Here is a 25,436-nt window from a genome sequence, read left to right as displayed (position 1 = left end):
ATTTTTGTGGTGGGTTTGAGGGCCTCATCGGGGGCAAGTCGAATCGTCGCACCGCCCCTCCCACATTTGAGGTATTCGCACATCAACCTGTGGGAGGGGCGGTGCGACGATTCGACTTGCCCGCGATAGCCATGGCCCAGGCCCCGCCTGAGCTAAGGCTTGGCGGTCACCGTCACCCACCACGGCGTGTGCTGCTGGATCTGCACCGGCAGGGTCGGCAGCAGCGCGTTGAGGGCCAGGTCGGTGTCGTGCAACGGGAAGCTGCCGGTGATGCGCAGGTCCGCCACGCTTTTATCCACACCCAAATGACCGGTGCGGTAGCGACCAAGCTCGGCCACCACATCGCCGAGACGGGCGTTTTCGACCACCAGCATGCCGCGCGTCCACGCATCGGTAGCGGGGGTGACGGCCAGCGTAGGACTAAGGCCGTCACTGCGCATCAGCACTTGCTGGCCTTCCTTGAAGATCTGTTCCTGCGGCAATGCCTCGGGCTGGGCGCCCACTGCCGACTGCAGCACGCTCAGGCGCGTGGCGTGGTCTTCGCGCTTGACGATAAACCGCGTGCCCAGCGCCCGCAGGTTGCCGTCGCGGGTTTGCACGTAGAACGGGCGCGCATCGTTGTGGCCGGTCTCGACGAGGATTTCGCCTTCCTGCAGCACGATCAGCCGGCGCTTGTCATCGAAACGTACGTCGATGGCGCTGTGGGTATTGAGGTTGATCAGCGTGCCGTCCGCCAGTTTCAGCGTGCGTTGTTCACCGGTGGCCGTGCGTTGGTCGGCCAGCCAATAGTGGATCGGCACGTAGCGTTCGCCGGCGAACAGCGCCAGGCCGCACACCAGCGCAATGCTCGCCAGGCCGCTGCCGAGTTTGCGCACGCGCTGGCGAATGCCCTCGCGCGACTGCAGCAACGCCACCCGCGCCGGGCCCGAGGCCACGCTGAAGCGCTGGTCGAGCATGCCCAGTTGGCGCCAGGCGCGGGCGTGCTCTTCATCGCTGGCCAGCCATTTGTCGAATTCCTCGCGCTCCACCGCGCTGCCGTCACCGGAATCCAGCGACAGTTGCCAGGCGATCGCCGCATCCAGCACACGGGCCGACACGGGCTTGGAACTGATCACGCTCACAGCGGCTCGCCATACAGGGCGATGTAGCACTGGCGAATGCCCTGGGCCAGGTATTGGCGCACGCGCGGCACGGAGACGCCGAGGCGCTGGGCGATTTCCGCGTGGCCCAGGCCATCGAGGCGGTTGTAGAGGAAGGCCGCGCGGGCCTTGCTCGACAGCTTGCCGAGCAGGCGGTCGATGGCCTTGAGGTCTTCGAGGATCAACTGCTGTTCTTCGGGCGAGGGGTGTTCGCTTTCCGGGATCAGCATCAATTCGCTGAGGTACGCCTGTTCCAGCGCTGCGCGACGGAAGTAGTCGAACAACAACCCTTTGGCGATTGCCACCAGGAAGGCACGCGGCTCGCGGGGGGCGCGCAACTCGTCACGGCCGAGCAGGCGCATGAAGGTGTCCTGGCTCAGGTCCTCGGCGCGGCTCGGGCAGGCCACATTGCGCCGCAGCCAGGCCAACAGCCAGCCACGATGGTCGCGATACAACGCGCCAACAAGCTCACTGTGTGGGTTCTGGACCGACGACAAGGCATCACCGAATAAACAAGAGGTTTAAACTAACGAGAATTATTCGCGATTGTGTCAGAGGCGTGGGATGGGCGCAATTGGCGTCTGTCGGGAGATGACATTAAAACGATGGCGCCTGTTTACGCCGTTTCCATTGGCTCAAACGCTCTTGCAGCGCCTGGGGCGTGTCGATCTGCTGCTGGCGCGCACGGCTCAACAGGATGAGCATCAGCTCCGCTGTGGCCAAGGCGTCGGCGCTGGCATGATGGCGTTCGCCCACCTGCAGATTGAAGTGATGGATCCAGTCATCCAGCCCGGCTTCACGGATGTGTGCTTCGGGGCACAACAGTGGGGCGATGTCGGCCACATCCAGGAACGTGTGGGCCAGGCGATAGCCCAGGCTGTCCTTGAGCGCCCGGCACAGCATGTGCTGATCGAATGGCGCGTGGAACGCGAGCAGCGGGCTGTCGCCGACAAACGCCATGAAATCCAGCAGCGCTTCCACCGGATCACTGCCCGCGGCAATTGCACTGGGTCCCAGGCCGTGGATCAGCACGCTGGGGCTGAGCTTGGTGTCGGCGCGGTGCAAGGTGCGCTCGAACAGCTGGGAGAAATCCACCGCGCCGTCCTCGATGACCACTGCACCGATCGACAGCACCTGGTCGCGATTGAGGTTCAGGCCGCTGGTTTCCAGGTCCACCACCACCCAGCGCTGACTGCGCAGCGGACCGTCGCCCAGGGCCGCAGGCTTGGGCAATTGCGCCAGGCGTTGTTGCTGCGCGGCATCCAGCCCGGGTTTAGCCGCGCGCAGCCAGCCGAACAGGCTCACAGCTGGTACCGCAGGGTCAGGCTGCTTTGCAGGCGCTGGGCCTGGCGCAGGGACTCACGCAGGATGCGGCGGTCCAGGTGGTTGAGGCTGTCAGGGTCGACGCGGTTGGAGTACGGCTGGTTTTCCCGGGTCTGCAACTGATGCTGCTGCATGCGGGTTTGCTGGATGAAGTGGTAGGCCTCTTCGTAGGCGGCGCCGTCGAGCGGCTCGATCACCTCCTTGACCACCAGCTGGCGCAGGCGCTCCAGGGTGTTATTGGCGTGGATGCCATTGGCCAGGGCGAGCAATCGCGCGCCGTCGACGAAGGGCGTCAAGCCCTGGACCTTGAGGTCGAGGGTGGCTTTTTCCGCACCTTTGCGCGACAGCACAAAATCACGGAAACGTCCTACGGGTGGGCGCTGGCGCAAGGCGTTTTCCGCCAGCATGCGCTGGAACAGCCGGTTATCCGCGACCTGGTCGAGAATGCCCTGGCGCAGTTGTTCGCAGCCGCGCTCATCGCCCCACACCACGCGCAGGTCGAAATAAATGCTCGAACCCAGCAGGTTCTCCGGCGTCGCCTCGCGAATAAACGCGCCGAAGCGCCGCGCCCATTCGGCCCGCGACAGGCACAGCTCGGGGTTGCCGGCCATGATATTGCCCTTGCACAGACTGAAGCCGCACAGCGCCAGGCTCTGGTTGATCTGCTGCGCCAGGGGCAGCAGGCGCCCACGCAGGGTCGCAGCCTCGACGGCGTCCTTGGCGTCGAACAGGATGCCGTTGTCCTGGTCGGTGAAGAGCGTCTGCTCGCGGCGGCCTTCGCTGCCAAAACACAGCCAACTGAAGGGCACGCCTGGGTCGCCTTTTTCCGCCAGGGTCAGTTCGATCACCCGGCACACGGTGTGATCGTTGAGCAGCGTAATGATGTGGGTGATCTGCGTCGACGACGCGCCGTGGGCCAGCATGCGCTCGACCAACTGGCCGATCTCGCCGCGAATCGCCACCAGGTTCTCCACCCGGGGCGCGTTGCGGATGGTGCGTGCCAGGTGCACCAGGTCGACCCGTTGCAGGGAAAACAGGTCGCGCTCGGACACCACGCCACACAGGCGCTTTTCCTTGACCAGGCAAACGTGGGCGATATGCCGTTCGGTCATGGCGATGGCAGCGTCGAACGCGCTGTGGTCCGGGGTCAGGAAGAACGGCGCCTGGGTCATATGGGCGTCGATGCCCTGGCTGAAATCGCTGGTGCCATCGGCCACCACCTGGCGCAAATCGCGCAGGGTGAAAATCCCCAGCGGCGCCTTGTGTTCATCGACGATCACAATGCTGCCGACTTGCTGCTCGTGCATCAGCGTCACCGCCTCACGCAGCGGTGTTTGCGGGCTGCAGGTGACCGGGTGGCGCATGGCCAACTCGCCCAGGCGGGTGTTCAGGGAATATTGGGTGCCGAGGGTTTCCACGGCTTTTTGCTGCACCTGCTGGTTGACCTGGTCCAGCAGGCTGCTGACGCCGCGCAGGGCAAAGTCGCGAAACGGGCTGGAAAGGGCGAACAGCTTGATAAAGGCCGGCTTGTTCAGTTGCAGGCAAAAGGTGTCTTCGGCGGCCTTGTGCTCGGTCCGTGTGGCCCGCTCGCCCAACAGCGCGGCGAGGGGGAAACACTCGCCGGCGGTGATTTCGAAGGTGGCTTGCTTCGAGTCCGGCCGTTCACCCACCACGCGGCCTTGCTTGACGATGTAGAAGTGCTCCACCGGCCCGCCCGACGGTTTGAGGATGCTCTCGCCGGGGCCGAAGAAGCGTAATTGACACTGCTCCACCAGGAACGCCAGGTGTGCGTGCTCCATCTGGTTGAACGGTGGGAAGCGTTGCAGGAACTGCAGGGTGCCGTGGATGTTCTGCAATACAGCAGTTTTCCCCGCTTGGGCGAAGGCATCAGCTTTACTCATAACATGACCGCAATTTTTTTGTCGTTATCGTCCTGCATGGTCGACTCCTGCGCGGCAGGTGCCCATTGGACGTAAGTCTAGGTCGATGAAAACGGCGTAAAACTAAGGAAAAACCTTACATGACTATCGTCCAAACCCCGTAGAACGCCCACTAGGCAAACTTTCCGACGAAGTGCACATTGAACGCCCTTCCGCAGATGTCTGACGAGTGTGCTGGGAGATTGATGAGAACTGCTGAGAACTGTATGTCCGACCACGATATTTTGAGTGATGCCGAGCGCGAGGCGCTGAGCGCCGTGATGCTGGAGCCTGATTTACCGCCACAACGCGTGTTGATTGTTGACGACGACAAGGATGCGCGTGAACTGCTGGCGGAGATCCTGGGCCTGGACGGTATTCGCTGCATGACGGCCGACAGCGGCAAGACAGCGTGGGAATTGTTGAGCTCCAGCAGCTCCATCGGTTTGCTCATCACTGACCTGCGCATGGCCCCCAGCAATGGCCTGGAACTGATTCGCCAGGTGCGCAGTTCCACCCGTGCGGCGTTGCCGATCATCATTATGTCGGGAGACGCCGAGGCCCCGGATGTGATCGATGCAATGCATTTGAGCGTGGTGGACTTCTTGCTCAAGCCGATTGATAGCGTGAAGTTGGCGAAGATGGTCAAGCGGGAGTTGGGGATGGCGCAGTAGGTTCCGTTCGTCGCTACTGTCAATTCTGACAGTAGAGTTCATGATTTATCCAATGTTTAGTGGTTTAGCAGGCATGGAGCGAGGATCCATGTTTCATAACCATTGAACGGGAATTCATCATGAGTACGGAAAAACCACTAATCGACGAAACGCAATTACAGGCAGCTCGAGCCAATGCCCAAGAGGGTAACGCCTACATTCTGGTCATTGAGAACCAAGCAGCTCGTTTGTTTCAGGCGCAAGAAGTGCTTGGAGCCCGATCTTGGACTGCAATATTGGGGGCTGACCCCGAACGCATCGACCTGCGCTACGGCCATGACGTGCCCAACGGCTTTCACGTCTTTGAAGCGACGAGTCTTAGACCGTGGTACCGGGCACCGGATGGCGAACTGTATTATTCAGCGGTAGAAGGTGAGATTTGGCTCTGGGTCGATCGGCCTCAGTTTGGTACTGCCTTTGAACACACTGGGTGGTTGCTGAACGTTCGCTTTAAGAAGGGTGATGGGACTTTTGTCGTGCTCAATGGCACATTCAGAAACTCATATACCTGATACTTAAGTTGTCTGGATCACAAATGAAAAAGCCCCGATCTCTCGATAGGGGCTTTTCACTTACCTCACTTTATTCAAAGCCCATTCTTGGCCTTGAACTCCCGACGCCGACGATGCAACACCGGCTCGGTATACCCATTCGGCTGCTTGGTCCCTTCAATCACCAACTCCACCGCGGCCTGGAAGGCAATGTTGCTATCGAAATCCGGCGCCAGCGGACGGTACAGCGCATCCCCGGCATTCTGACGGTCCACCACCGGCGCCATGCGCTTGAGGCTTTCCAGCACCTGGGCTTCATTGACGATGCCGTGGCGCAGCCAGTTGGCGATGTGTTGGCTGGAGATACGCAGCGTCGCGCGGTCTTCCATCAGGCCGACGTCGTTGATGTCCGGCACTTTCGAACAGCCCACGCCTTGGTCGATCCAGCGCACGACATAGCCGAGGATGCCCTGGGCGTTGTTGTCCAGTTCGTTGCGGATCTCTTCCTCGGACCAGTCGGTGTTTTGCGCCAGTGGAATGGTGAGGATATCGTCCACCGAGGCGCGCTCGCGCTTGGCCAGTTCGGCCTGGCGGGCGAACACGTCGACCTTGTGATAGTGCAACGCGTGCAGCGCCGCGGCGGTCGGCGAGGGTACCCAGGCGGTGTTGGCACCGGCCAGCGGGTGCGCGATCTTCTGTTCGAGCATCGCGGCCATCAGGTCGGGCATCGCCCACATGCCTTTGCCGATCTGCGCACGGCCCTGCAAGCCAGTGCTCAGGCCGATATCGACGTTCCAGTTTTCGTAGGCGCCGATCCATTTTTCCGCCTTCATCGCCGCCTTGCGCACCATCGCGCCGGCTTCCATGGAGGTGTGGATTTCGTCACCGGTACGGTCGAGGAAGCCGGTGTTGATAAACACCACGCGCTCGCTGGCGGCCTTGATACAGGCCTTGAGGTTGACCGTGGTACGGCGCTCCTCGTCCATGATCCCGACTTTCAAGGTGTTGCGCGGCAGGTTCAGCACGTCTTCGATGCGGCCGAACAGCTCGTTGGTGAACGCAGCTTCTTCGGGGCCATGCATCTTCGGTTTGACGATGTACACCGAACCGGTGCGGCTGTTCTTGCGGCTGCTGGTGCCGTTGAGGCTGTGGATCGCCGCCAGGCTGGTGAGCAGGCCGTCGAGGATGCCTTCCGGGACTTCGTTGCCGTCTTTGTCGAGGATCGCGTCGATGGTCATCAAGTGGCCAACGTTGCGCACGAACAGCAGCGAACGGCCATGCAGGGTCACGTCCTGGCCATCCACGCCGGTGTAGACACGGTCGGCGTTCATGGTACGGGTGAAGGTCTTGCCGCCCTTGGCCACTTCTTCGGCCAGGTCGCCTTTCATCAGGCCGAGCCAGTTGCGGTAGATCACCACTTTGTCATCGGCATCGACGGCGGCGACGGAGTCTTCGCAGTCCATGATGGTGGTCAGCGCTGCTTCCATCAGCACGTCTTTGACGCCGGCGGCGTCGGTCTGGCCGACCGGGGGGCTGGCGTCGATCTGGATTTCGAAGTGCAGGCCGTTGTGCTTGAGCAGGATCGCGATCGGCTCGGCCGCGGGGCCCTGGAAACCGATCAACTGGGCGTCGTCGCGCAGGCCGCTGTTGCTGCCGCCCTTGAGGCTGACGATCAGCTTGCCGTCGACGATCTTGTAGCCGGTGGAGTCGACGTGACTGCCGGCCGTCAGCGGCGCGGCTTCGTCGAGGAAAGCGCGGGCGAAGGCGATGACCTTGTCGCCACGCACCTTGTTGTAGCCCTTGCCCTTCTCGGCGCCGTCGGCTTCGCTGATGGCGTCGGTGCCATACAGCGCGTCGTACAGCGAACCCCAGCGCGCATTCGAGGCGTTGAGGGCGAAGCGGGCATTCATCACGGGCACGACCAGCTGGGGGCCGGCCATGCGGGCAATTTCGTCATCGACGTTTTGGGTCGTTGCCTGGAAATCTGCGGCTTCTGGCAGCAGGTATCCGATATCTTGCAGGAAGGCTTTGTAGGCCACCGGGTCATGGGCCTGGCCGGCGTGAGTCTGGTGCCAGGTGTCGATCCGCGCCTGGAAATCATCGCGTTTGGCGAGTAGGGCTTTGTTCTTCGGTGCCAGGTCATGGATGACCTTGTCGGCGCCGGCCCAGAACTGGTCGGCAGTGATGCCGGTGCCGGGAATGGCTTCGTTGTTCACGAAGTCGAACAGGACTTTGGCGACCTGCAGGCCACCGACTTGAACGTGTTCAGTCATTGCTTGCCTCACTCTGCGGAGCTTATACGCTGTTTCAGATTTTCATTATGTAGTGCACGGTTGGGCATACTACATGATGACTTGCGGTTGTGAAAATTAGACTAAATACGTCGTTTAGCGACCCACTTTGGTCGTACGGTCACAGCGGAGAATGGGATGTTCTCAAAAAACTATGAGATTGTTCCAGATAAATCTAAAAATGGTACACGATTTGTTTTCGGCCACGCCTGCGTCCACCTTGTAAGAGCTGGGGGGACGCTGAGTCCTTGCCAGCGATGAGGCCCTTGAGCCTTGCGGCGATGATCAGGCCGCTGTCGCCGGCAAGCCGGCTCCTACAGAAAACAACAACATCTGAGGAATTCGCCATGGACCATCTTGTACTCACTATTATCGCCGCCGACAAACCCGGCCTGGTGGAACGCATCGCGCAGAACATCGCGGCGCACGGCGGCAACTGGCTTGAAAGCCGCATGGCGCACATGGCTGGGCAGTTTGCCGGGATCCTGCGCGTCAGTGTGCCGGCGGAAAGCCGTCAGGCCCTGGTGGCCGCGCTGGAGGACTTGTCCACCCACGGCATTCGGGTGCTGGTGGGCGAGGGCAGCAGCGGGCAGGCGTCGGCGTCCAAACCGATCCTGATGACGCTGGTGGGCAATGACCGTTCGGGCATCGTGCGCGAGATCACGGCGCTGCTGAGCAAGCAGGGGGTCAACCTTGAGCGCTTGAGCACCGATGTGCGCCCAGCGCCGATGAGCGGCGACCTGCTGTTCAGCGCCGAGGCCCTGCTGCAGGTGCCGTCGAACGTGTCCCTGGAGGCGTTGCAGGAATCCTTGGAAACCCTGGCGGATGACCTGATGGTGGAACTGCGCAACGAGGAATAACCACGCACAAGGTTATACATGGAAATCTTGCATGGGCCTGTGGATAACCTGTAGAGACCTGGCCCCAGGCCACGCACTGCGTGCGTCTTCGCGAGCTGAGCAAAAAACGAGCAGTTTCAAGGGCTTGTGCACAAATGGCGGGGATCAGGTTGTGGATAACCTTGGGGTGGATGTCTGCAAGCCACGCCACTCGTGGCCTGCAGAGATTTGTACGTTATTTGATCAGCGTTTGCGCACGCTCATCCAGGCGTCCAGGCTGTAGACCACCAGGCCGGCCCAGATAAAGGCGAACGCGATCAGCGTGCTTTGCGCCAGATGTTCGCCGAACAGCAACACGGCTTCCAGCAGCACCAGCGTCGGCGCTACGTACTGCAGGAAGCCCAATGCGGTGTAGGGCAAATGCCGCGCAGCGGCGTTGAAGCACACCAGCGGGATCAACGTGACCGGGCCTGCGGCCACCAGCCACCAGGCCTCGGATGTGCTCCAGAATTCCAGCTGCGCACTGTGCGCCGACGGATTGAACAGCAGCCACGCCACCGCAATCGGCACCAGCATCCAAGTCTCCACCACCAACCCCGGCAACGCCTTGACCGGTGCCTGCTTGCGGATCAGGCCGTAGAACCCGAAAGTCAGTGCCAGCACCAGCGACACCCACGGCAAGCTGCCCACCTGCCACACCTGCTGGGCTACACCCACCGCTGCCAGGCCTACGGCGACCCACTGCAGGCGGCGCAGGCGTTCGCCGAGGATCAGCATGCCCAGCAGCACATTCACCAACGGGTTGATGTAATAACCCAGGCTCGCTTCGAGCATGCGCCCGCTGTTCACCGACCACACATAGGTCAGCCAGTTACCCGCAATCAACGAACCGCTGAGGGCCAGGATCGCCAGGCGCTTGGGGTTGTCCCGCAGTTCGCGGAACCAGCCGGGGTGTTTCCACACCATCAGCAGCACGCCACCGAACAGCGCCGACCACAGCACCCGGTGCACGATGATTTCGGCGGCGGGTACGCTGGCGATGGCTTTGAAGTAGAGCGGGAACAGACCCCAGATGACATAGGCGCTCAGGCCCAAAATGTACCCTTTGCGAGGGTTGGCGGCGTGCATGCAGAATCCTTGCTTAGGCAGCTAACAAAGCGCGATTGTAAGGATTTTTGTCAGACAGTGGGACTGGCTTTTCTGTGGGGGCTGACTTGCCTGCGATGCAGGCAACCCGGTGTATCAGGCTCGCCGAGGTGACGCCATCGCAGGCAAGCCAGCTCCCACAGGGGCATTTCGGTCAGAACAGTTTCAGCGGTTCTTCGTTGAGCGCCGAGAGCTGTTCGCGCAACGCCAGCACCTGATCGCCCCAGTACCGCTCACTGCCGAACCACGGGAAGCTGTGGGGAAACGCCGGGTCATCCCAGCGCCGTGCCAGCCAGGCGCTGTAGTGCATCAGGCGCAAGGCGCGCAGCGGTTCGATCAGCGCGAGTTCACGCGGGTCGAAGTCGTGGAATTCCTGGTAACCGTCCATCAGTTCTGACAGCTGCCCCAGGCATTCCTGGCGGTCGCCGGCGAGCATCATCCACAGGTCCTGCACGGCCGGGCCCATGCGGCAGTCATCGAGGTCGACGATATGGAACATCTCGTCGCGGCACATTATGTTGCCGGGGTGGCAATCGCCGTGCATGCGGATGTTCTTGTGCGGGGTAGCCTTGTACACCTCTTCCACCCGCTTGAGCAGGTCGCGGGCCACCGATTCATAGGCTGGCAACAGGCTCTTGGGGATGAAGTTGCCTTCCAGCAGGGTGGTGAGGGAGTCGTGGCCAAAGTTCTTCACGCCCAAGGCTTCGCGGTGTTCGAACGGGCGCGTGGCACCCACCGCGTGCAAGCGGCCGAGCAATTGCCCGAGGCGATAGAGTTGATCGAGATTGCCCGGCTCCGGCGCACGGCCGCCACGGCGAGGAAACAGGGTGAAGCGGAAACCTGCGTGTTCGAACAGGCTTTCGCCATTGTGGATCAGCGGCGCAACCACCGGGACTTCGCACTCGGCCAGTTCAAAGGTGAAGCGGTGTTCTTCGAGGATCGCTTCGTTGGTCCAGCGCTGGGGGCGGTAGAACTTGGCGATCAGCGGTTCGGCGTCTTCGATGCCCACCTGGTAGACGCGGTTTTCGTAGCTGTTGAGCGCGAGAACGCGCGCATCGCTGAGGAAACCGATGCTTTCGACGGCGTCGAGCACCAGGTCGGGGGTGAGTGTTTCAAACGGATGGGCCATGCGAACTCCTGCGCGCAGCAGAGCGCCGCGTCCGGCCGGGTATGGTAACGCACACGGGCAGAGATAGGTGGTGGCTGTGCGGACGCCTTCGCGGGCAAGCCCGCTCCCACAGTTGACCCAGTTCCAGCATGCACCGGCGTCCAATCCGCCCACGTCCCCAGGCTGGAATGCTTTCACCTGTGGGGGCGGGCTTGCCCGCGAAGACGACCTCTCAGGCACCACCAACCCCGCAGATGCAATTAGCATCCGCCCACGTCCCCAGGCTGGAATGCATTCACCTGTGGGAGCGTGCTTGCCCGCGAAGACGGCCTATCAGGCGCCCACGACGCCACCATCATCCCGCCGAATCGCCATCACCGACGAGCGCGGCTTGCCGTTGGGTAGATGCTCCGGCCACGTCGAACCGCCCGTTTCGCCCGGGTGCTGAATCCCCACAAACAGGGTCTTCTGATCCGGCGAAAAGCTGATCCCCGTCACCTCACAGGCCACCGGTCCGACCATGAAGCGGCGAATCTCACCGGTGCTCGGGTCGGCACACAGCATCTGGTTATTGCCCATGCCGGCGAAGTCGCCCGCGTTGCTGTAGTCGCCGTCGGTGAGGATCCACAGGCGTCCGGCTTTGTCGAACCCCAGCCCGTCGGGGCTGTTGAACATGTTCTGCGGGTTGATATTCGACGAACCGCCCTTCGGCGTGCCGGCATGCACACCGGGGTTGCCGGCGACCACAAACAGGTCCCAGCTGAACGTGTTGGCACCGTGGTTATCGGCATCCGCCTTCCAGCGCAGGATCTGGCCGTAGACGTTCTTTTCACGCGGGTTGGGGCCGCCCACCGGCTGGCCGTCTTCGCCACGCTTGGCGTTGTTGGTCAGGGTGCAATAGACCTGGCCGTCGGTGGGGCTGACCACGATCCATTCCGGGCGGTCCATGCGCGTGGCTTTCACCACGCTGGCGGCCAGGCGGGCGTGGATCAGCACTTCAGCCTGGCTGGCAAAACCGCTGCTGGCATCGATGCCGTTTTTGCCGTGGGTCAGCTCAACCCATTGGCCCTTGCCCTTGGGGTGGTCGGCATCGCCGTCGCCTGCATCGAAGATCGCCACGTACAAGGTGCCGTGGTCGAGCAGGTCTTTGTTGGCCTTCGGATTCTTGTGGTTGATCTTGTCGCGGCTGACGAATTTGTAGATGAACTCACCGCGTTCATCATCGCCCATGTACACCACGGCGCGGCCGTCGCGGGTTTCGGCGAGGGCGGCGTTCTCGTGCTTGAAGCGGCCCAGGGCGGTACGCTTGACCGGCGTGGAGTGCGGGTCGAACGGGTCGATCTCCACCACCCAGCCGTGGCGGTTGAGCTCGTTGGGGTTTTTGGCGATGTCGAAGCGCGGGTCATGCAGGTGCCAGTTGATGTCTTTGCTGGCGGCCACCACGCCGTAGCGTTTCTGCCCGGCGTCGAAGCTTTGCTGGGGGTTACTGCTGCCGAAGCAGTCGGTGAAGTTCTCCTCGCACGTCAGGTAAGTGCCCCACGGCGTCTTGCCGTTGGCGCAGTTCTGAAAGGTGCCCAGCACCTGCTTGCCGGACTTGTCGGCAGAGGTTTTCAGCCAGGCGTGGCCGGCAGCGGGGCCGCCCACGCGGATCGGCGAGTTGCCGTGGATGCGGCGGTTGTAGCGCGAGTCCTGGACGAACTGCCAGCTGTCACCTTTGCGCTGCACTTCGATCACCGACACGCCTTCGCTGGCCTGGGCCTTGTGCACGTCTTCGGCCGACTGCGGCGCACCGCCGTGGGCGAAGAGGTAGCGATAGTTGGTGTATTCGTTGTTGATCGCCATCAGCGCGCGGTTATCGTCGCCGGGGAAGGCGAACAGGCTCATGCCGTCGTTGTTGTCCCCGAACTGCTGCTCCTGGGCCTTGGCGGTGCCGTTGCCGGACGGGTCGAACGCCGGCGCGTTCTTGTGCAGCGGCTGGCCCCAGCTGATCAGCACCGAAGCGCTGTAGCCGGGCGGCAGGGTGATGGCGTCGCTGGTGGCGGCGGCGATGCTGGTAAAGCCCAGCAACGGGCTGGCTGTGGCGGCGTTGACGGCCAATGCGCTGCGGCTCAGCAGGTTGCCGCCGAGGAACATCGCGGCACCGCACAGGGCGCCGGCGCCGATAAAGCGGCGGCGGGTAAGGCCGACTATCTGCTCGAGGTCGGTGGCTTGGTTTTCTTCTAATAGGCTCATCTCAGGCTCCCTGCGGTTTTTGCAGACACCTTAAGGAGCGGGCGTGACGAAATTGTTGCAGTTTGAAGGCGGGGCGCTGCTACACCGGTGTGCCGAGCAGCACATTGCTCGGCGCAAATTGCACCTGGAGCGTCTTGCCTTCAACGGCACCCAGCGCCTTGAGTGCGTCGGGCTGGGCCAGGGCGCACAAAACCTGGCCAGTGGGCAAGGCGATGCGCACTTCGCTGGGGCCGTCGTCGGCCGCGAGAATGGCCTCGACGCTGCCGCCCATGCAATTGTGTCCAGGTGTTGCAGCTTGTTCCGGAGCGAGCAGTTCCAACCAGCCCGCCTTGATCAGCGCGACCACTTCGACGCCCATTTCCAGCTCCAGCCGTTGCGTGCTGTCGTGGGTGATTTGCGCTTGCAGGGTCAGTCCGCCGGCCAGTTGCAGGTAGATCAGGTCGTTGCGGCCATGCTGCTCGATGGCGATCACTTGCCCGTGCAACTGGTTACGCGCGCTGGTGCGCAGCATCAAGCGGCCGAGCAGGCTGAAGTCGCTGGCGGCCTCATCCGAACCCAGCACCTCGGCCTGCAACATTTGCAGGCGCTGGTAAAGGCGCAACACGCGCTCGCCTTCGGCCGTCAGCTTGGCGCCGCCCCCGCCCTTGCCACCGACGCTGCGCTCCACCAGCGGTTTTTGCGCCAGGTTGTTGAGCTCGTCGATGGCGTCCCAGGCCGCCTTGTAACTCAGGCCGGCACTCTTGGCGGCACGGGTGATGGAGCCCTGCTCGGCGATATGCCCCAGCAAGGCGATGCGCTGGGGGCGACGGATAATGTGTTGGCTGAGGGAAGTCGGCAGGGACATGGGCACACGCTTCGTTGAGATGAGCGGACGTTGCAGCGCTGGCGCGCGGGAGTCAAGTCAGCCGCCCGGTTTGGGCGTGCGTGCCAGGCAATACACATCCACCTGCCGCGCCCCGGCGCTCAGCAGCAGGCGCGCCAGGCTGTGGGCGGTGGCACCGGTGGTGAGTACATCGTCCACCAGCGCAAAGTGCCGGCCCTGCACCAGCGCGCCGGGCGCCAGGGCGAAAGCGCCGAGCAGGTTGCGTCGGCGGGTCTTGGCGTCCAGCGCCTGTTGCGCGACGGTTTCCTGGGGGCGCAGCAACAGGTGTTCATCAACGCCGATGCCCAGCTCCTCGCTGAGCCAGCGCGCCAGCATCAGCGCCTGGTTGTAACCGCGTTCGCGCAGGCGTTTGCGCGCCATGGGCACCGGCAGCAGGCAATCGGGGCGGCTGAGTTCAGCGTTGTCCAGGCGATGGCGCAGGTGCTGACCCAGCAAGCGGCCCAGCAGGTGCCCGAGTGGCCAGCGGGCCTGATGCTTGAAACGGGTGATCATGGTGTCGACGGGGAAGCTGAAGGTGAAGGGCGCGACCACTTGTTTAAAGGCCGGCGGCTGGCGCTGGCATTGGCCGCAGATCAACCCGTCCATGGGCAACGGCAGGGCGCACACCTCGCAGTGTTCCGTCAGCCAGGGCAATTGCGATTCGCAGGCAGTGCATACGCACTCGGCTGTTTGGGGGCTTTCATCACAGAGTAAACATGTTTGTGTGTTTTTTAACCAGATGTAAACCTTGTGTTTGTATTCGGGTTGACAGTGCATGAATCTTCCTTAAATATGCCGAGCATCCGTGTCGCGCTTGTGGGTATTGCCCTTCCCGCAGCGCTTGCCCAAGCATAATCAAGGAATCGCCCATGAGCGCCAGCACCACCGCCACGTTGCGTCACGATTGGTCCTTAGCCGAAGTCAAAGCGTTGTTCGTGCAGCCGTTCAATGACCTGTTGTTCCAGGCGCAGACCGTGCACCGCGCGCATTTCGACGCCAACCGCGTGCAAGTGTCGACCTTGCTGTCGATCAAGACCGGCGCCTGCCCGGAAGATTGCAAATATTGTCCGCAGTCGGGCCACTACAACACCGGCCTGGAAAAAGAAAAGCTGATGGAGGTGCAGAAGGTCCTCGAAGAGGCCGCTCGCGCCAAAGCCATCGGCTCAACGCGTTTCTGCATGGGCGCGGCCTGGAAGCACCCGTCGGCCAAAGACATGCCTTACGTGCTGCAGATGGTCAAAGGGGTGAAGGCCATGGGCCTGGAAACCTGCATGACCCTTGGCCGTCTCGACCAGGACCAGACCGAAGCCCTGGCCCAGGCCGGCCTCGACTACTACAACCACAACCTCGACACCTCGCCGGAGTTCTACGGCTCGATCATCACCACCCGCACTTACGGCGAGCGCCTGCAAACCCTGGCCTACGTACGTGACTCGGGGATGAAGATCTGCTCCGGTGGTATCCTCGGCATGGGTGAGTCGCTGGATGACCGCGCCAACCTGCTGATCCAGCTGGCCAACCTGCCGGAGCATCCAGAATCGGTGCCGATCAACATGCTGGTGAAAGTCGCCGGCACGCCGCTGGAAAACGCCGAAGATATCGACCCGTTCGACTTCATTCGCATGCTCGCCGTGGCGCGCATCCTGATGCCGCAATCCCATGTGCGGCTGTCGGCCGGCCGCGAGGCGATGAACGAGCAGATGCAGGCACTGGCATTCTTCGCCGGCGCCAACTCGATCTTCTACGGCGACAAACTGCTGACCACCGCCAACCCACAGGCCGACAAGGACATGCAGCTGTTCTCACGCCTGGGCATCCTGCCGGAAGCGCGCGAAGAGCACGCCGATGAAGTGCACCAGGCGGCGATCGAGCAGGCGTTGGTGGAGCAGAAGAGCAGCGAGCAGTTCTATAACGCCGTGGTTTGACGTCGCCTTCTATTTGGAATGCATTCCAAAGGTGGGAGCGGGCTTGCTCGCGAAGGCGGTGTCTCAGTGCCAGATGTGCTGACTGACCCACCGCCTTCGCGAGCAAGTCCGCGCCCACAGTTGATCGCATTCAGTCTCAAGTTCCTTGATCTGCCGAGGCCTGCATGTCTTTCGATCTCGCCGCGCGCCTCGCTGCCCGCCGTGCCGAACACCTTTATCGCCAACGCCCCTTGCTCGGCAGCCCCCAAGGCCCGGAAGTGGTGGTGGATGGCCAGCCGTTGCTGGCTTTCTGTAACAACGATTACCTCGGCCTGGCCAATCACCCGCAAGTGATCGAAGCCTGGCGCGCCGGTGCGTCCCGCTGGGGCGTGGGCGGCGGCGCTTCGCACCTGGTGGTCGGACACGCCACGCCGCACCATGAGCTGGAAGAAGCGTTGGCCGACCTCACCGGGCGTCCACGCGCCTTGCTGTTCACCACCGGCTACATGGCCAACCTTGGCGCCGTCACGGCGCTGGTCGGGCAGGGCGATACGGTGTTGGAAGATCGCCTCAACCACGCCTCCTTGCTGGATGCCGGGCTACTGTCCGGGGCGCGTTTCAATCGCTACCTGCACAACGACCCCGCCAGCCTGGCCAAGCGCCTGGAGAAAGCCACCGGCAATACTCTGGTGGTCACCGATGGCGTGTTCAGCATGGACGGCGACCTCGCCGACTTGCCGGCACTGGCCCGTGAAGCCCGGGCCAAGGGCGCCTGGCTGATGGTGGATGACGCGCACGGCTTTGGCCCGCTGGGCGCCAATGGGGGCGGGATTGTCGAGCATTTCGGCTTGAGCCAGGAGGACGTGCCGGTGTTGGTCGGCACCCTCGGCAAAGCGTTCGGCACCGCCGGCGCGTTTGTCGCCGGCAGCGAGGAGCTGATCGAAAGCCTGATCCAATTCGCCCGGCCCTACATCTACACCACCAGCCAGCCGCCGGCGCTTGCCTGCGCCACGCTGAAAAGCCTGGAGTTGCTGCGCACCGAGCATTGGCGCCGCGAGCACCTCAATGGCCTGATTCGCCAGTTCCGCCAGGGCGCCGAGCAGCTTGGCCTGGACTTGATGGACAGCTTTACGCCGATCCAGCCCATCCTGATTGGCGACAGCGCCAAGGCTGTGCGCCTGTCCCAGCGGCTGCGCGAGCGCGGGCTGATGGTTACCGCGATCCGTCCGCCCACCGTGCCGGCCGGCAGTGCACGTTTACGCGTGACCTTGACGGCGGCCCACAGCGCAGCGCAGGTGCAGCTATTGTTAAACGCGTTGGAAGCGTGTTTTCGCTTGGAGTCCGACCATGCGTGATCGACTGATATTGCTGCCCGGCTGGGGCCTTGGCGTATCACCGCTGGAACCCCTGGCCGCCGCCTTGCAGGGGATTGATGCGCACCTGCGGGTGCAGATCGAGCCCTTGCCGCTGCTGGCTTCCAGCGACGTGGATGAGTGGCTCGACGAACTCGACGCCACGCTCCCGGACAACGCCTGGCTGGGCGGCTGGTCCCTGGGCGGCATGCTTGCCTCTGAGCTGGCGGCGCGCCGCGGCGAGCGCTGCTGCGGCCTGCTGACGTTGGCGAGCAACCCGTGTTTTGTCGCCCATGACGGCTGGCCCAGCGCGATGCCCGCCGAGACCTTCGATGCGTTTCTCGCCGGTTGCCATGCCGACTCACAGGTGACCCTCAAACGCTTCGGCCTGCTGTGCGCCAAGGGCGCCGAAGACCCGCGTGGGCTGGCGCGCCTGCTGGTCAGCGGGGCACCGACTACGGCGTCCAGCGCATTGATGAGCGGCCTGGAGCTGCTCGCCCAACTGGACACCCGCGAAGCCTTGCTGGCCTATCGCGGCCCGCAGTTGCACCTGTTTGCCGGGTTGGACGAACTGGTCCCCGCCGAGGCCGCCAGCCACTTGCTGGCCCTGCTGCCCGATGTTGAAATCGGCCTGATTGAACAGGCCGGTCACGCTTTTCTTCTGGAAGACCCCCACGGTGTGGCGGGGGCCATCCAGGCTTTTTTGCATGAGTGCGTCGATGACTGATCTATCCCAGCCTTCCTTGCCCGGCGCGTTGCCGGACAAGCGCCAGGTGGCGGCCTCCTTTTCCCGTGCGGCGGCCAGTTATGACAGCGTCGCCGAGTTGCAGCGCGCGGTAGGGCATGCGCTGCTGGCACGCCTGCCGGCGGCTATCGCGCCAGATCGTTGGCTGGACATGGGCTGTGGCACCGGCTATTTCAGCCGCGCGCTGGCCGGGTTATTGCCAGCCAGCCAGGGCGTGGCCCTGGATATCGCCGAAGGCATGCTCAACCACGCGCGTCCACTGGGCGGGGCCGAGCATTTCATCGCCGGTGATGCCGAGCGCCTGCCGTTGAAAGACGAGAGTTGTGAGCTGATCTTCTCCAGCCTGGCGGTGCAATGGTGTGCGAATTTCGACGCTGTACTCAGCGAAGCCTGGCGCGTGCTGCGGCCCGGCGGTGTGTTGGCGTTTGCGAGCTTGTGCGTGGGCACCCTGGGTGAGCTGCGCGACAGCTGGCGCGCCGTCGACGGGCTGGTTCACGTCAATCGCTTCCGCACGTTCGAGGCGTATCAGCAGTTGTGCGCCGCCAGCGGCTTGCGCGTGGTGAGCCTGGAGCGTCGCCCGCATGTGCTGCATTACCCGGATGTGCGCAGCCTCACCCACGAATTGAAGGCATTGGGCGCGCATAACCTCAACCCGGGTCGCCCGGGAGGGTTGACGGGGCGCGCGCGGATTGTTGCACTGGTGAACGCTTACGAGCAGTTCCGCCAGGCCCAGGGCCTGCCGGCGACTTACCAAGTGGTGTATGCCGTACTGGAGAAACCTCTATGAGCGCCGCCTACTTCATCACCGGCACCGACACCGATGTCGGCAAGACCACCGTCGCCGCCGGCCTGTTGCACGCCGCACGCCAGCTCGGCAAAAGCACCGCCGCCGGAAAGCCGGTGGCCTCCGGTTGCCAGGTCACGCCCAAAGGCTTGCGCAACGCGGACGCGCTGGCGCTGCTGGCCGAATGTTCATTGCCGCTGAGTTATGCCGAGGTCAACCCGGTGGCGTTCGAGCCTGCCATCGCCCCGCACCTGGCCGCGCGCGAGGCGGGGGTGGCGTTGACCGTGCAATCGCTGTTGAAGCCCATGCAGCAGATCCTGGCGCGGCAAGCGGATTTCACCTTGATCGAAGGCGCAGGCGGCTGGCGCGTACCGTTGGCCGACCAGGACAACCTGTCGGACCTGGCCATGGCGCTCAAGCTGCCGGTGATTCTGGTCGTCGGCGTGCGCCTGGGCTGTATCAGCCATGCCTTGCTCACCGCCGAAGCCATCGCGCGGGACGGTTTGCCGCTGGCGGGTTGGGTGGCGAACATCATCGATCCCAAGACCTCTCGTCTGGAAGAAAACCTCGCCACCCTGGCCGAACGCTTGCCCGCACCGTGCCTGGGCCGCGTGCCGAAACTCAAGCACGCCAGCGCCGAAGCCGTGGCGCAGCACCTGCAGTTGGACCTGCTTGACTGATTTTGGCTATCGACAAGGCATTATGCCATTAGTGTTTTTGACGGGCGTTTTGCCGGTTTCTCTGCTTCAATCAGCGTTCACGATTCTCTAAAGGCAGGCTTACGCCATGGAAATCTCTGGAAGCAGCGCGTTTTACTCGGGCCTGAGCAGCATTCAGACCGGGCAGAACCGTGTCGACCAGGCCGCCGGCAACATTGCCAGCGCCGCGACTACCCAACCGTCGGATGCGCAGATCGATCGTCTTCGCGCCAACGACCGGGCCCAGCCTTCCAACTCGGCCAGCAATATGGTCGAAATGGCCGAAGGCAAGTTTCAAGTGGAGCTGGGCGCCAAAGTCGCCAAGGCTTCGGATGAAATGCTCGGCACGCTGATCGACACCTACGCCTGATCCCCTCTTTTCAGGCATGCCTGTTCTTCTGTGGGAGCTGGCTTGCCTGCGATAGCCTCTACTCGGTCCCCTTGATACCCCGCTGCGCCTGTAAAGCAGGCAAGCCAGCTCCTGCGGTTCTATTTCTCTCCTGATCGCCTTGTGACATCCCGCCGCAGGCCTTGCCGTGCGTGGCATTGATGCGCGTCATGACAAACGGCGTCGGGACGATGCTTGACAACCCCAGGTCGTAAACGTATGTTTCAAACACCTGTTTGACCGCCACAGCAAATCCATGCGGTTGTTCATTCCAGATTCATCAGCAGAGGTTTATCGCTATGCCTGACTACAAGGCCCCCTTGCGTGATATTCGCTTCGTTCGTGACGAACTGCTCGGTTATGAAGCGCACTATCAGAGCCTGCCGGCTTGCCAGGACGCTACCCCGGACATGGTTGACGCCATCCTCGAAGAAGGCGCCAAGTTCTGTGAGCAAGTGCTGGCACCGTTGAACCGCGTGGGCGACATCGAAGGGTGTACCTGGAGCGAGTCAGGCGTTAAGACCCCTACCGGTTTCAAAGAAGCCTACAAACAGTTCGTCGAAGGCGGCTGGCCAAGCCTGGCCCACGACGTCGAGCACGGCGGCCAAGGCCTGCCGGAATCCCTGGGCCTGGCGGTCAGCGAAATGGTTGGCGCGGCCAACTGGTCGTGGGGCATGTACCCGGGCCTGTCCCACGGTGCGATGAACACTATTTCCGAGCACGGCACCCCCGAGCAGCAAACCGCTTACCTGACCAAGCTGGTGTCGGGCGAATGGACCGGCACCATGTGCCTGACCGAGCCACACTGCGGCACCGACCTGGGCATGCTGCGCACCAAGGCTGAACCTCAGGCCGACGGTTCCTACAAAGTGTCCGGCACCAAGATCTTCATCTCGGCCGGTGAACACGACATGGCCGACAACATCGTCCACATCGTGCTGGCCCGCCTGCCGGATGCACCGGCGGGTACCAAAGGTATCTCGCTGTTCATCGTGCCCAAGTTCCTGCCTAACGCAGACGGCTCGATCGGTGCGCGCAACGCAGTGACCTGTGGCTCCCTGGAACACAAGATGGGCATCCACGGCAACGCCACCTGCGTGATGAACTTCGACGCGGCCACCGGTTTCCTGATCGGCCCGGCGAACAAAGGCCTGAACTGCATGTTCACCTTTATGAACACCGCTCGCCTGGGTACCGCGCTGCAAGGCCTGTCCCACGCCGAGATCGGCTTCCAGGGCGGCCTGAAGTACGCTCGCGACCGCCTGCAAATGCGTTCGCTGACCGGCCCGAAAGCCCCGGACAAAGCCGCTGACCCGATCATCGTGCACCCTGACGTGCGCCGCATGCTGCTGACCATGAAAGCCTTCGCCGAAGGTAACCGTGCGATGGTGTACTTCACCGCCAAGCAAGTGGACATCGTCAAGTACGGCACCGACGAAGACGCCAAGAAACAGGCTGATGGCTTGTTGGCCTTCATGACTCCGATCGCCAAGGCGTTCATGACCGAAGTCGGTTTTGAATCGGCCAACCACGGCGTGCAGATCTACGGCGGCCACGGCTTCATCGCCGAGTGGGGCATGGAGCAGAACGTTCGCGACAGCCGCATCTCGATGTTGTACGAAGGCACCACCGGCATCCAGGCGCTGGACCTGCTCGGCCGTAAAGTGCTGATGACCCAGGGCGAAGCGCTCAAGGGCTTCACCAAGATCGTGCACAAGTTCTGCCAGGCCAACGAAGGCAACGAGGCCGTCAAGGAATTCGTTGCGCCGCTGGCCGCGCTGAACAAAGAGTGGGGCGAGTTGACCATGAAGGTCGGCATGGCCGCGATGAAAGACCGTGAAGAAGTCGGTGCGGCGTCGGTGGATTACCTGATGTACTCGGGTTACGCCTGCCTGGCCTACTTCTGGGCCGACATGGCCCGCCTGGCCGCCGAGAAACTGGCTGGCGGCACCACCGAAGAGGCGTTCTACACCGCCAAGCTGCAAACTGCGCGCTTCTACTTCCAGCGCATCCTGCCACGGACTCGTACACACGTGGCCACCATGCTGTCGGGCGCCAACAACCTGATGGACATGAAAGAAGAGGACTTCGGCCTGGCTTACTAAGCCTTACCGGGTTGTCTGAACAAACCGCCGCGCCTTTTGAGGCGCGGCGGTTTTTTTATGCGTGAGAAAAAACCGCAGTAATGCGCTCAGGGATTGCCGCAGGCTGCCGTTAAAGTGATGGCAATGTGATACATGTCACACAGGTTGTGCTTAACTGTCTGCGTGAAGGCACAGTGCCATTACTTCTTTGCGGGTCGGAGCTTTACCCTTGTCACGCGTGTCCGCTGTACGTTTCAGTCATTTTCTCCCTTCGTTGCTGCTCTTGCTGGCCGGGCTCTCGGCTGCGTACGTCAAGGATCTCAACGTCTTCTTCACCTCGCTGTTCAACGTGCTGCCGACCCTGGTGCTGTTGCTCGGCGGTTCGTACTGCGCGGTGTATCGCCGCCAACGTGAACTGTTCTTGATGATCACGGTGTACATCGCCTATTTCCTGCTCGACACCCAGACCGACTTTTACCGTGACAATGGGCGCGTGCGCGAAGACGCCGCCGTGGTGTTTCACTTGTGTTGCCTGTTGTTGCCACTGCTTTTCAGCATCTACGCGCTCTGGCAGGAGAAGACCCACCTGTTCCGTGACTTCGTCGCCCGTGGCGCGGTGCTGCTGGCGGTCGGCAGCGTGGCATTGGCGCTGGAGCAAAGTTATCCCCAGGCGGTGCTGAACTGGCTGGCAGAGATTCGCTGGCCGGCGCTGCATGGCACCTGGATGAGCCTGATCCAGCTGTCGTACCCGATGTTCCTGATCGGCTTCCTGACCCTCGCCGCCCAGTACTGGTACCAGCCGCGCCCGCTGCACGCGGCGCAACTGGTGGGGTTGCTGGGGTTGTTCTGGATGCTGCCGCAAACCTTCATCCTGCCGTTTACCCTGAACATCATGTGCAGCCAGGTGATGCTGATGATCGCCGCCGGCGTGGCCCACGAGGCGTATCAAATGGCCTTCCGCGACGAGCTGACCGGCTTGCCGGGGCGCCGAGCGCTGAATGAGCGCATGCAGCGCTTGGGGCGCAACTACGTGCTGGCGATGAGTGATGTCGACCACTTCAAGCGCTTCAACGACACCCATGGCCATGACGTAGGCGACCAGGTGCTGCGCCTGGTGGCGAGCAAACTGTCCAAGGTCAACGGCGGTGGGCGTGCCTATCGCTATGGCGGTGAGGAATTCGCCGTGGTGTTCGCCGGCAAGACCCTGGATGAGTGCATGCCGCACCTGGAAGAGATTCGCGAGATCATCGCCGACTACGACATCAAGCTGCGCAACTCGGACCGTCCCCAGGACGATCATCAGGGCCGTCAGCGCCGTGCCGGCAGCGGTGCATCGAGTGTGTCGGTGACCATCAGCATCGGCGTGGCCGAGCGCCAGGCCGAGCAGCGCTCCCCCGAAGAAGTGCTCAAGACCGCCGATCAGGCGCTGTACGCCGCCAAGGGCGCGGGGCGTAACTGTGTGGTGGCGGCCGGGCAAACCCGACGTGGCGCCGTGCGCACGGAGAGTGCTGCCGGTTGAGTGATGGCGCTGTATTCATCGGTTCTACAATGATTGTCCGGGGCGCCGGCCGGCAGTAGGTTAAAACCATCTGCTGCCGGAGACATTGCCATGCCTGAGTACAAAGCCCCTCTGCGCGACATGCGCTTTCTGATCGACAACGTGTTTGATTTCCACGGCCACTACGCGGCCTTGGGCGCGACGGATGCCAGCCCGGACATGGTCAGTGCCATCCTCGAAGAAGGCGCCAGATTCTGCGAGAACGTGCTCGCACCGCTCAACCGCAGCGGTGATGAAGAAGGCTGCCATTTCGACAATGGCGTGGTCACCACGCCCAAGGGCTTCAAGCAGGCCTTCGCCCAGTATGTGGAGGGCGGCTGGCACGGCGTGGCGTCGGATCCGGCCTACGGTGGCCAGGGCCTGCCGCAATCGCTCGGCCTGGTGCTCAGCGAGATGATCGGCTCCAGCAACACCTCCTGGGGGATGTACCCGGGCCTGACCCACGGCGCGATGTCGGCGATCCACGCCCACGGCACCGACGAACAGAAGGCCACCTTCCTGGGCAAACTCACCGCCGGTGAATGGACCGGCACCATGTGCCTGACCGAAGCCCATTGCGGCACCGACCTGGGCCTGATCAAGACCCGCGCCGTGCCCCAGGCAGATGGCAGTTATGCGCTCACTGGGAGCAAGATCTTCATCTCGGCCGGCGAGCACGACATGAGCGCCAATATCATCCACCTGGTGCTGGCCAAGCTGCCGGATGCACCGGCGGGTACCAAGGGCATCTCGTTGTTCATCGTGCCCAAGTTCCATGCCGATTCGGGCGAACGCAACGCGGTGCACTGCGGCTCCATCGAGCACAAGATGGGTATCAAGGGTTCGGCCACCTGCGTGCTCAACTTCGACGGTGCCAAAGGCTTCTTGATTGGCGAGGCGAACAAAGGCCTCAACTGCATGTTCACCATGATGAACCATGCGCGCCTGGGCACCGGCATGCAGGGCTTGTGCAATGGCGAGGCGAGCTTCCAGGGCGCGGTCAAGTACGCCAACGACCGTCTGCAAATGCGCTCGCTGACCGGCGCCAAGGCCCCGGAAAAACCCGCCGACCCGATCATCGTGCATGCCGATGTACGCCGCATGTTGCTGACCATGAAAGCCTTCAACGAAGGCAACCGCGCGCTGACCTATTTCACCGCGCAATTGCTCGACACCGCGCACTTGGGCAGCGACGCCGGCCAACGCCAGGAGGCCGAAGACCTGCTGGCGTTCCTCACCCCCATCTGCAAGGCCTTCATGACCGACACTGGGCTGGAGGTGACCAACCACGGCATGCAGATTTTCGGCGGCCACGGCTACATCCGCGAATGGGGCATGGAGCAACTGGCCCGCGATGCACGGATTGCACCGATCTATGAAGGCACCAACGGCATCCAGGCCCTCGACCTGCTGGGGCGCAAAGTGCTCGGCAGCCAGGGCAAGTTGTTGCGCGGCTTTACCAAAATTGTGCATAAGTTCTGCGCGGCGAATGCCGAGCATCCGCAGCTCAAGGCTTATGTGGCGCAACTCAATCAGTTGAACCAGGAGTGGGGCGAGTTGACGGTGAAGGTCGGCACCGCCGCGATGAAGAACCCCGATGAAGTCGGCGCAGCGGCCGTGGATTACCTGATGTACAGCGGCTACATCATCTTGGCCTACTTGTGGTTGCGCATGGCAATAGCGGCTCAGGCACACGACGATGCCGAGTTTGTCCAAGCCAAACTGGCTACCTGCGACTTCTACTTCAAGCGTTTGCTGCCGCGTACAGCGACTCACCGCGCCGCTGTGGAGGCGGGCAGCGAGTGTCTGATGAGCTTGCCGGCGCAGTTGTTTGCACTGTAGGCACGGATTCTCCAAGCGCTAACTGCGCAGCGGGCTTGC

Annotated in this window: 22 protein-coding genes; 12 read left to right on the top strand and 10 right to left on the bottom strand. The window is 62.6% G+C overall.

The genetic code is table 11. The features are described 5' to 3' along the window. Positions 1-152 precede the first annotated feature (152 nt). The 4 genes from AC07SI_RS20780 to AC07SI_RS20765 form a co-directional block, all read right to left on the bottom strand. Positions 153-1,121: a FecR domain-containing protein gene (locus AC07SI_RS20780; RefSeq protein WP_495006425.1), complete on the bottom strand. Its 969-nt coding sequence runs from the start codon at positions 1,119-1,121 to the stop codon at positions 153-155. Further along, entirely contained in the window at positions 1,118-1,636 is a 519-nt protein-coding gene (locus tag AC07SI_RS20775; RefSeq protein ID WP_065904725.1) for an RNA polymerase sigma factor, read from the bottom strand. The genes AC07SI_RS20780 and AC07SI_RS20775 overlap by 4 nt, the downstream gene beginning before the upstream one ends. A gap of 100 nt (positions 1,637-1,736) precedes the next feature. Continuing rightward, positions 1,737-2,444, bottom strand: coding sequence for a 3'-5' exonuclease (locus AC07SI_RS20770; RefSeq protein ID WP_201146018.1), 708 nt, complete (start codon positions 2,442-2,444; stop codon positions 1,737-1,739). After that, positions 2,441-4,363, bottom strand: a complete 1,923-nt coding sequence (locus AC07SI_RS20765; protein WP_065904720.1) for a putative nucleotidyltransferase substrate binding domain-containing protein — start codon at positions 4,361-4,363, stop codon at positions 2,441-2,443. Before AC07SI_RS20765 ends, AC07SI_RS20770 begins: the two co-directional genes overlap by 4 nt. Positions 4,364-4,608: 245 nt before the next feature. Here AC07SI_RS20765 and AC07SI_RS20760 point away from each other — a divergent pair, with 245 nt between their 5' ends. Further along, the gene (locus tag AC07SI_RS20760) at positions 4,609-5,055 is read left to right on the top strand and encodes a response regulator (protein WP_065904718.1); all 447 of its coding nucleotides are present in this window, start codon (positions 4,609-4,611) and stop codon (positions 5,053-5,055) included. A 119-nt stretch (positions 5,056-5,174) separates the two neighbouring features. Then, positions 5,175-5,606, top strand: a complete 432-nt coding sequence (locus AC07SI_RS20755) for a hypothetical protein (protein ID WP_106802454.1) — start codon at positions 5,175-5,177, stop codon at positions 5,604-5,606. Positions 5,607-5,680: 74 nt separating this feature from the next. Here AC07SI_RS20755 and AC07SI_RS20750 read toward each other — a convergent pair whose 3' ends face one another. Next, complete coding sequence (locus tag AC07SI_RS20750) at positions 5,681-7,858, bottom strand: malate synthase G (protein WP_495006424.1); 2,178 nt, start codon at positions 7,856-7,858, stop codon at positions 5,681-5,683. Between the two features lie 365 nt (positions 7,859-8,223). Here AC07SI_RS20750 and AC07SI_RS20745 point away from each other — a divergent pair, with 365 nt between their 5' ends. Continuing rightward, the gene (locus AC07SI_RS20745; protein WP_065904712.1) at positions 8,224-8,736 is read left to right on the top strand and encodes a glycine cleavage system transcriptional repressor; all 513 of its coding nucleotides are present in this window, start codon (positions 8,224-8,226) and stop codon (positions 8,734-8,736) included. 222 nt (positions 8,737-8,958) lie between these two features. Here the strand turns inward: AC07SI_RS20745 and rarD are convergent, their stop codons facing one another. From rarD to AC07SI_RS20720, 5 genes are all read right to left on the bottom strand, one after another. Continuing rightward, the gene (rarD, locus tag AC07SI_RS20740) at positions 8,959-9,843 is read right to left on the bottom strand and encodes an EamA family transporter RarD (protein ID WP_065904709.1); all 885 of its coding nucleotides are present in this window, start codon (positions 9,841-9,843) and stop codon (positions 8,959-8,961) included. Between the two features lie 172 nt (positions 9,844-10,015). After that, on the bottom strand, positions 10,016-10,990 hold the full coding sequence (locus AC07SI_RS20735; protein ID WP_495006423.1) for a serine/threonine protein kinase: 975 nt from the start codon (positions 10,988-10,990) through the stop codon (positions 10,016-10,018). A 312-nt stretch (positions 10,991-11,302) separates the two neighbouring features. Continuing rightward, positions 11,303-13,201, bottom strand: coding sequence for a PhoX family protein (locus AC07SI_RS20730; RefSeq protein WP_495006422.1), 1,899 nt, complete (start codon positions 13,199-13,201; stop codon positions 11,303-11,305). A 79-nt stretch (positions 13,202-13,280) separates the two neighbouring features. Then, a complete protein-coding gene (locus AC07SI_RS20725; protein ID WP_495006421.1) occupies positions 13,281-14,045 on the bottom strand; it encodes a TOBE domain-containing protein in 765 nt (254 codons plus the stop codon). 57 nt (positions 14,046-14,102) lie between these two features. Further along, positions 14,103-14,840 carry a ComFC family protein gene (locus AC07SI_RS20720; RefSeq protein ID WP_495006420.1) on the bottom strand — a complete coding sequence of 246 codons (738 nt, stop codon included), beginning with the start codon at positions 14,838-14,840 and terminating at the stop codon, positions 14,103-14,105. A 92-nt stretch (positions 14,841-14,932) separates the two neighbouring features. Here AC07SI_RS20720 and bioB point away from each other — a divergent pair, with 92 nt between their 5' ends. From bioB to AC07SI_RS20675, 9 genes are all read left to right on the top strand, one after another. Then, a complete protein-coding gene (gene bioB, locus AC07SI_RS20715) occupies positions 14,933-15,988 on the top strand; it encodes a biotin synthase BioB (RefSeq protein ID WP_065871819.1) in 1,056 nt (351 codons plus the stop codon). Between the two features lie 164 nt (positions 15,989-16,152). Next, positions 16,153-17,322 (top strand): 8-amino-7-oxononanoate synthase, encoded by a 1,170-nt coding sequence (gene bioF, locus AC07SI_RS20710; protein WP_106802459.1) that lies wholly within the window; start codon positions 16,153-16,155, stop codon positions 17,320-17,322. Continuing rightward, complete coding sequence (locus tag AC07SI_RS20705; protein WP_495006419.1) at positions 17,315-18,046, top strand: alpha/beta fold hydrolase; 732 nt, start codon at positions 17,315-17,317, stop codon at positions 18,044-18,046. The genes bioF and AC07SI_RS20705 overlap by 8 nt, the downstream gene beginning before the upstream one ends. Further along, a complete protein-coding gene (bioC, locus tag AC07SI_RS20700) occupies positions 18,039-18,851 on the top strand; it encodes a malonyl-ACP O-methyltransferase BioC (protein WP_495006418.1) in 813 nt (270 codons plus the stop codon). The genes AC07SI_RS20705 and bioC overlap by 8 nt, the downstream gene beginning before the upstream one ends. Next, a complete protein-coding gene (gene bioD, locus AC07SI_RS20695) occupies positions 18,848-19,528 on the top strand; it encodes a dethiobiotin synthase (RefSeq protein ID WP_065904689.1) in 681 nt (226 codons plus the stop codon). Before bioC ends, bioD begins: the two co-directional genes overlap by 4 nt. Before the next feature lie 106 nt (positions 19,529-19,634). Further along, positions 19,635-19,916 carry a pyrroloquinoline quinone biosynthesis protein PqqE gene (locus AC07SI_RS20690; RefSeq protein WP_495006417.1) on the top strand — a complete coding sequence of 94 codons (282 nt, stop codon included), beginning with the start codon at positions 19,635-19,637 and terminating at the stop codon, positions 19,914-19,916. A gap of 317 nt (positions 19,917-20,233) precedes the next feature. After that, entirely contained in the window at positions 20,234-22,039 is a 1,806-nt protein-coding gene (locus AC07SI_RS20685) for a phenylacyl-CoA dehydrogenase (protein ID WP_495006416.1), read from the top strand. Between the two features lie 208 nt (positions 22,040-22,247). After that, entirely contained in the window at positions 22,248-23,537 is a 1,290-nt protein-coding gene (locus AC07SI_RS20680; RefSeq protein WP_106802463.1) for a GGDEF domain-containing protein, read from the top strand. Positions 23,538-23,627: 90 nt separating this feature from the next. Further along, positions 23,628-25,397, top strand: a complete 1,770-nt coding sequence (locus AC07SI_RS20675) for an acyl-CoA dehydrogenase C-terminal domain-containing protein (RefSeq protein ID WP_495006415.1) — start codon at positions 23,628-23,630, stop codon at positions 25,395-25,397. Positions 25,398-25,436 lie beyond the last annotated feature (39 nt).

This window comes from Pseudomonas sp. GW821-FHT05D12 (assembly GCF_059419825.1).
The sequence above is the reverse complement of the archived record's forward strand: the minus strand, read 5'-3'. Positions and strand labels throughout refer to the sequence as shown.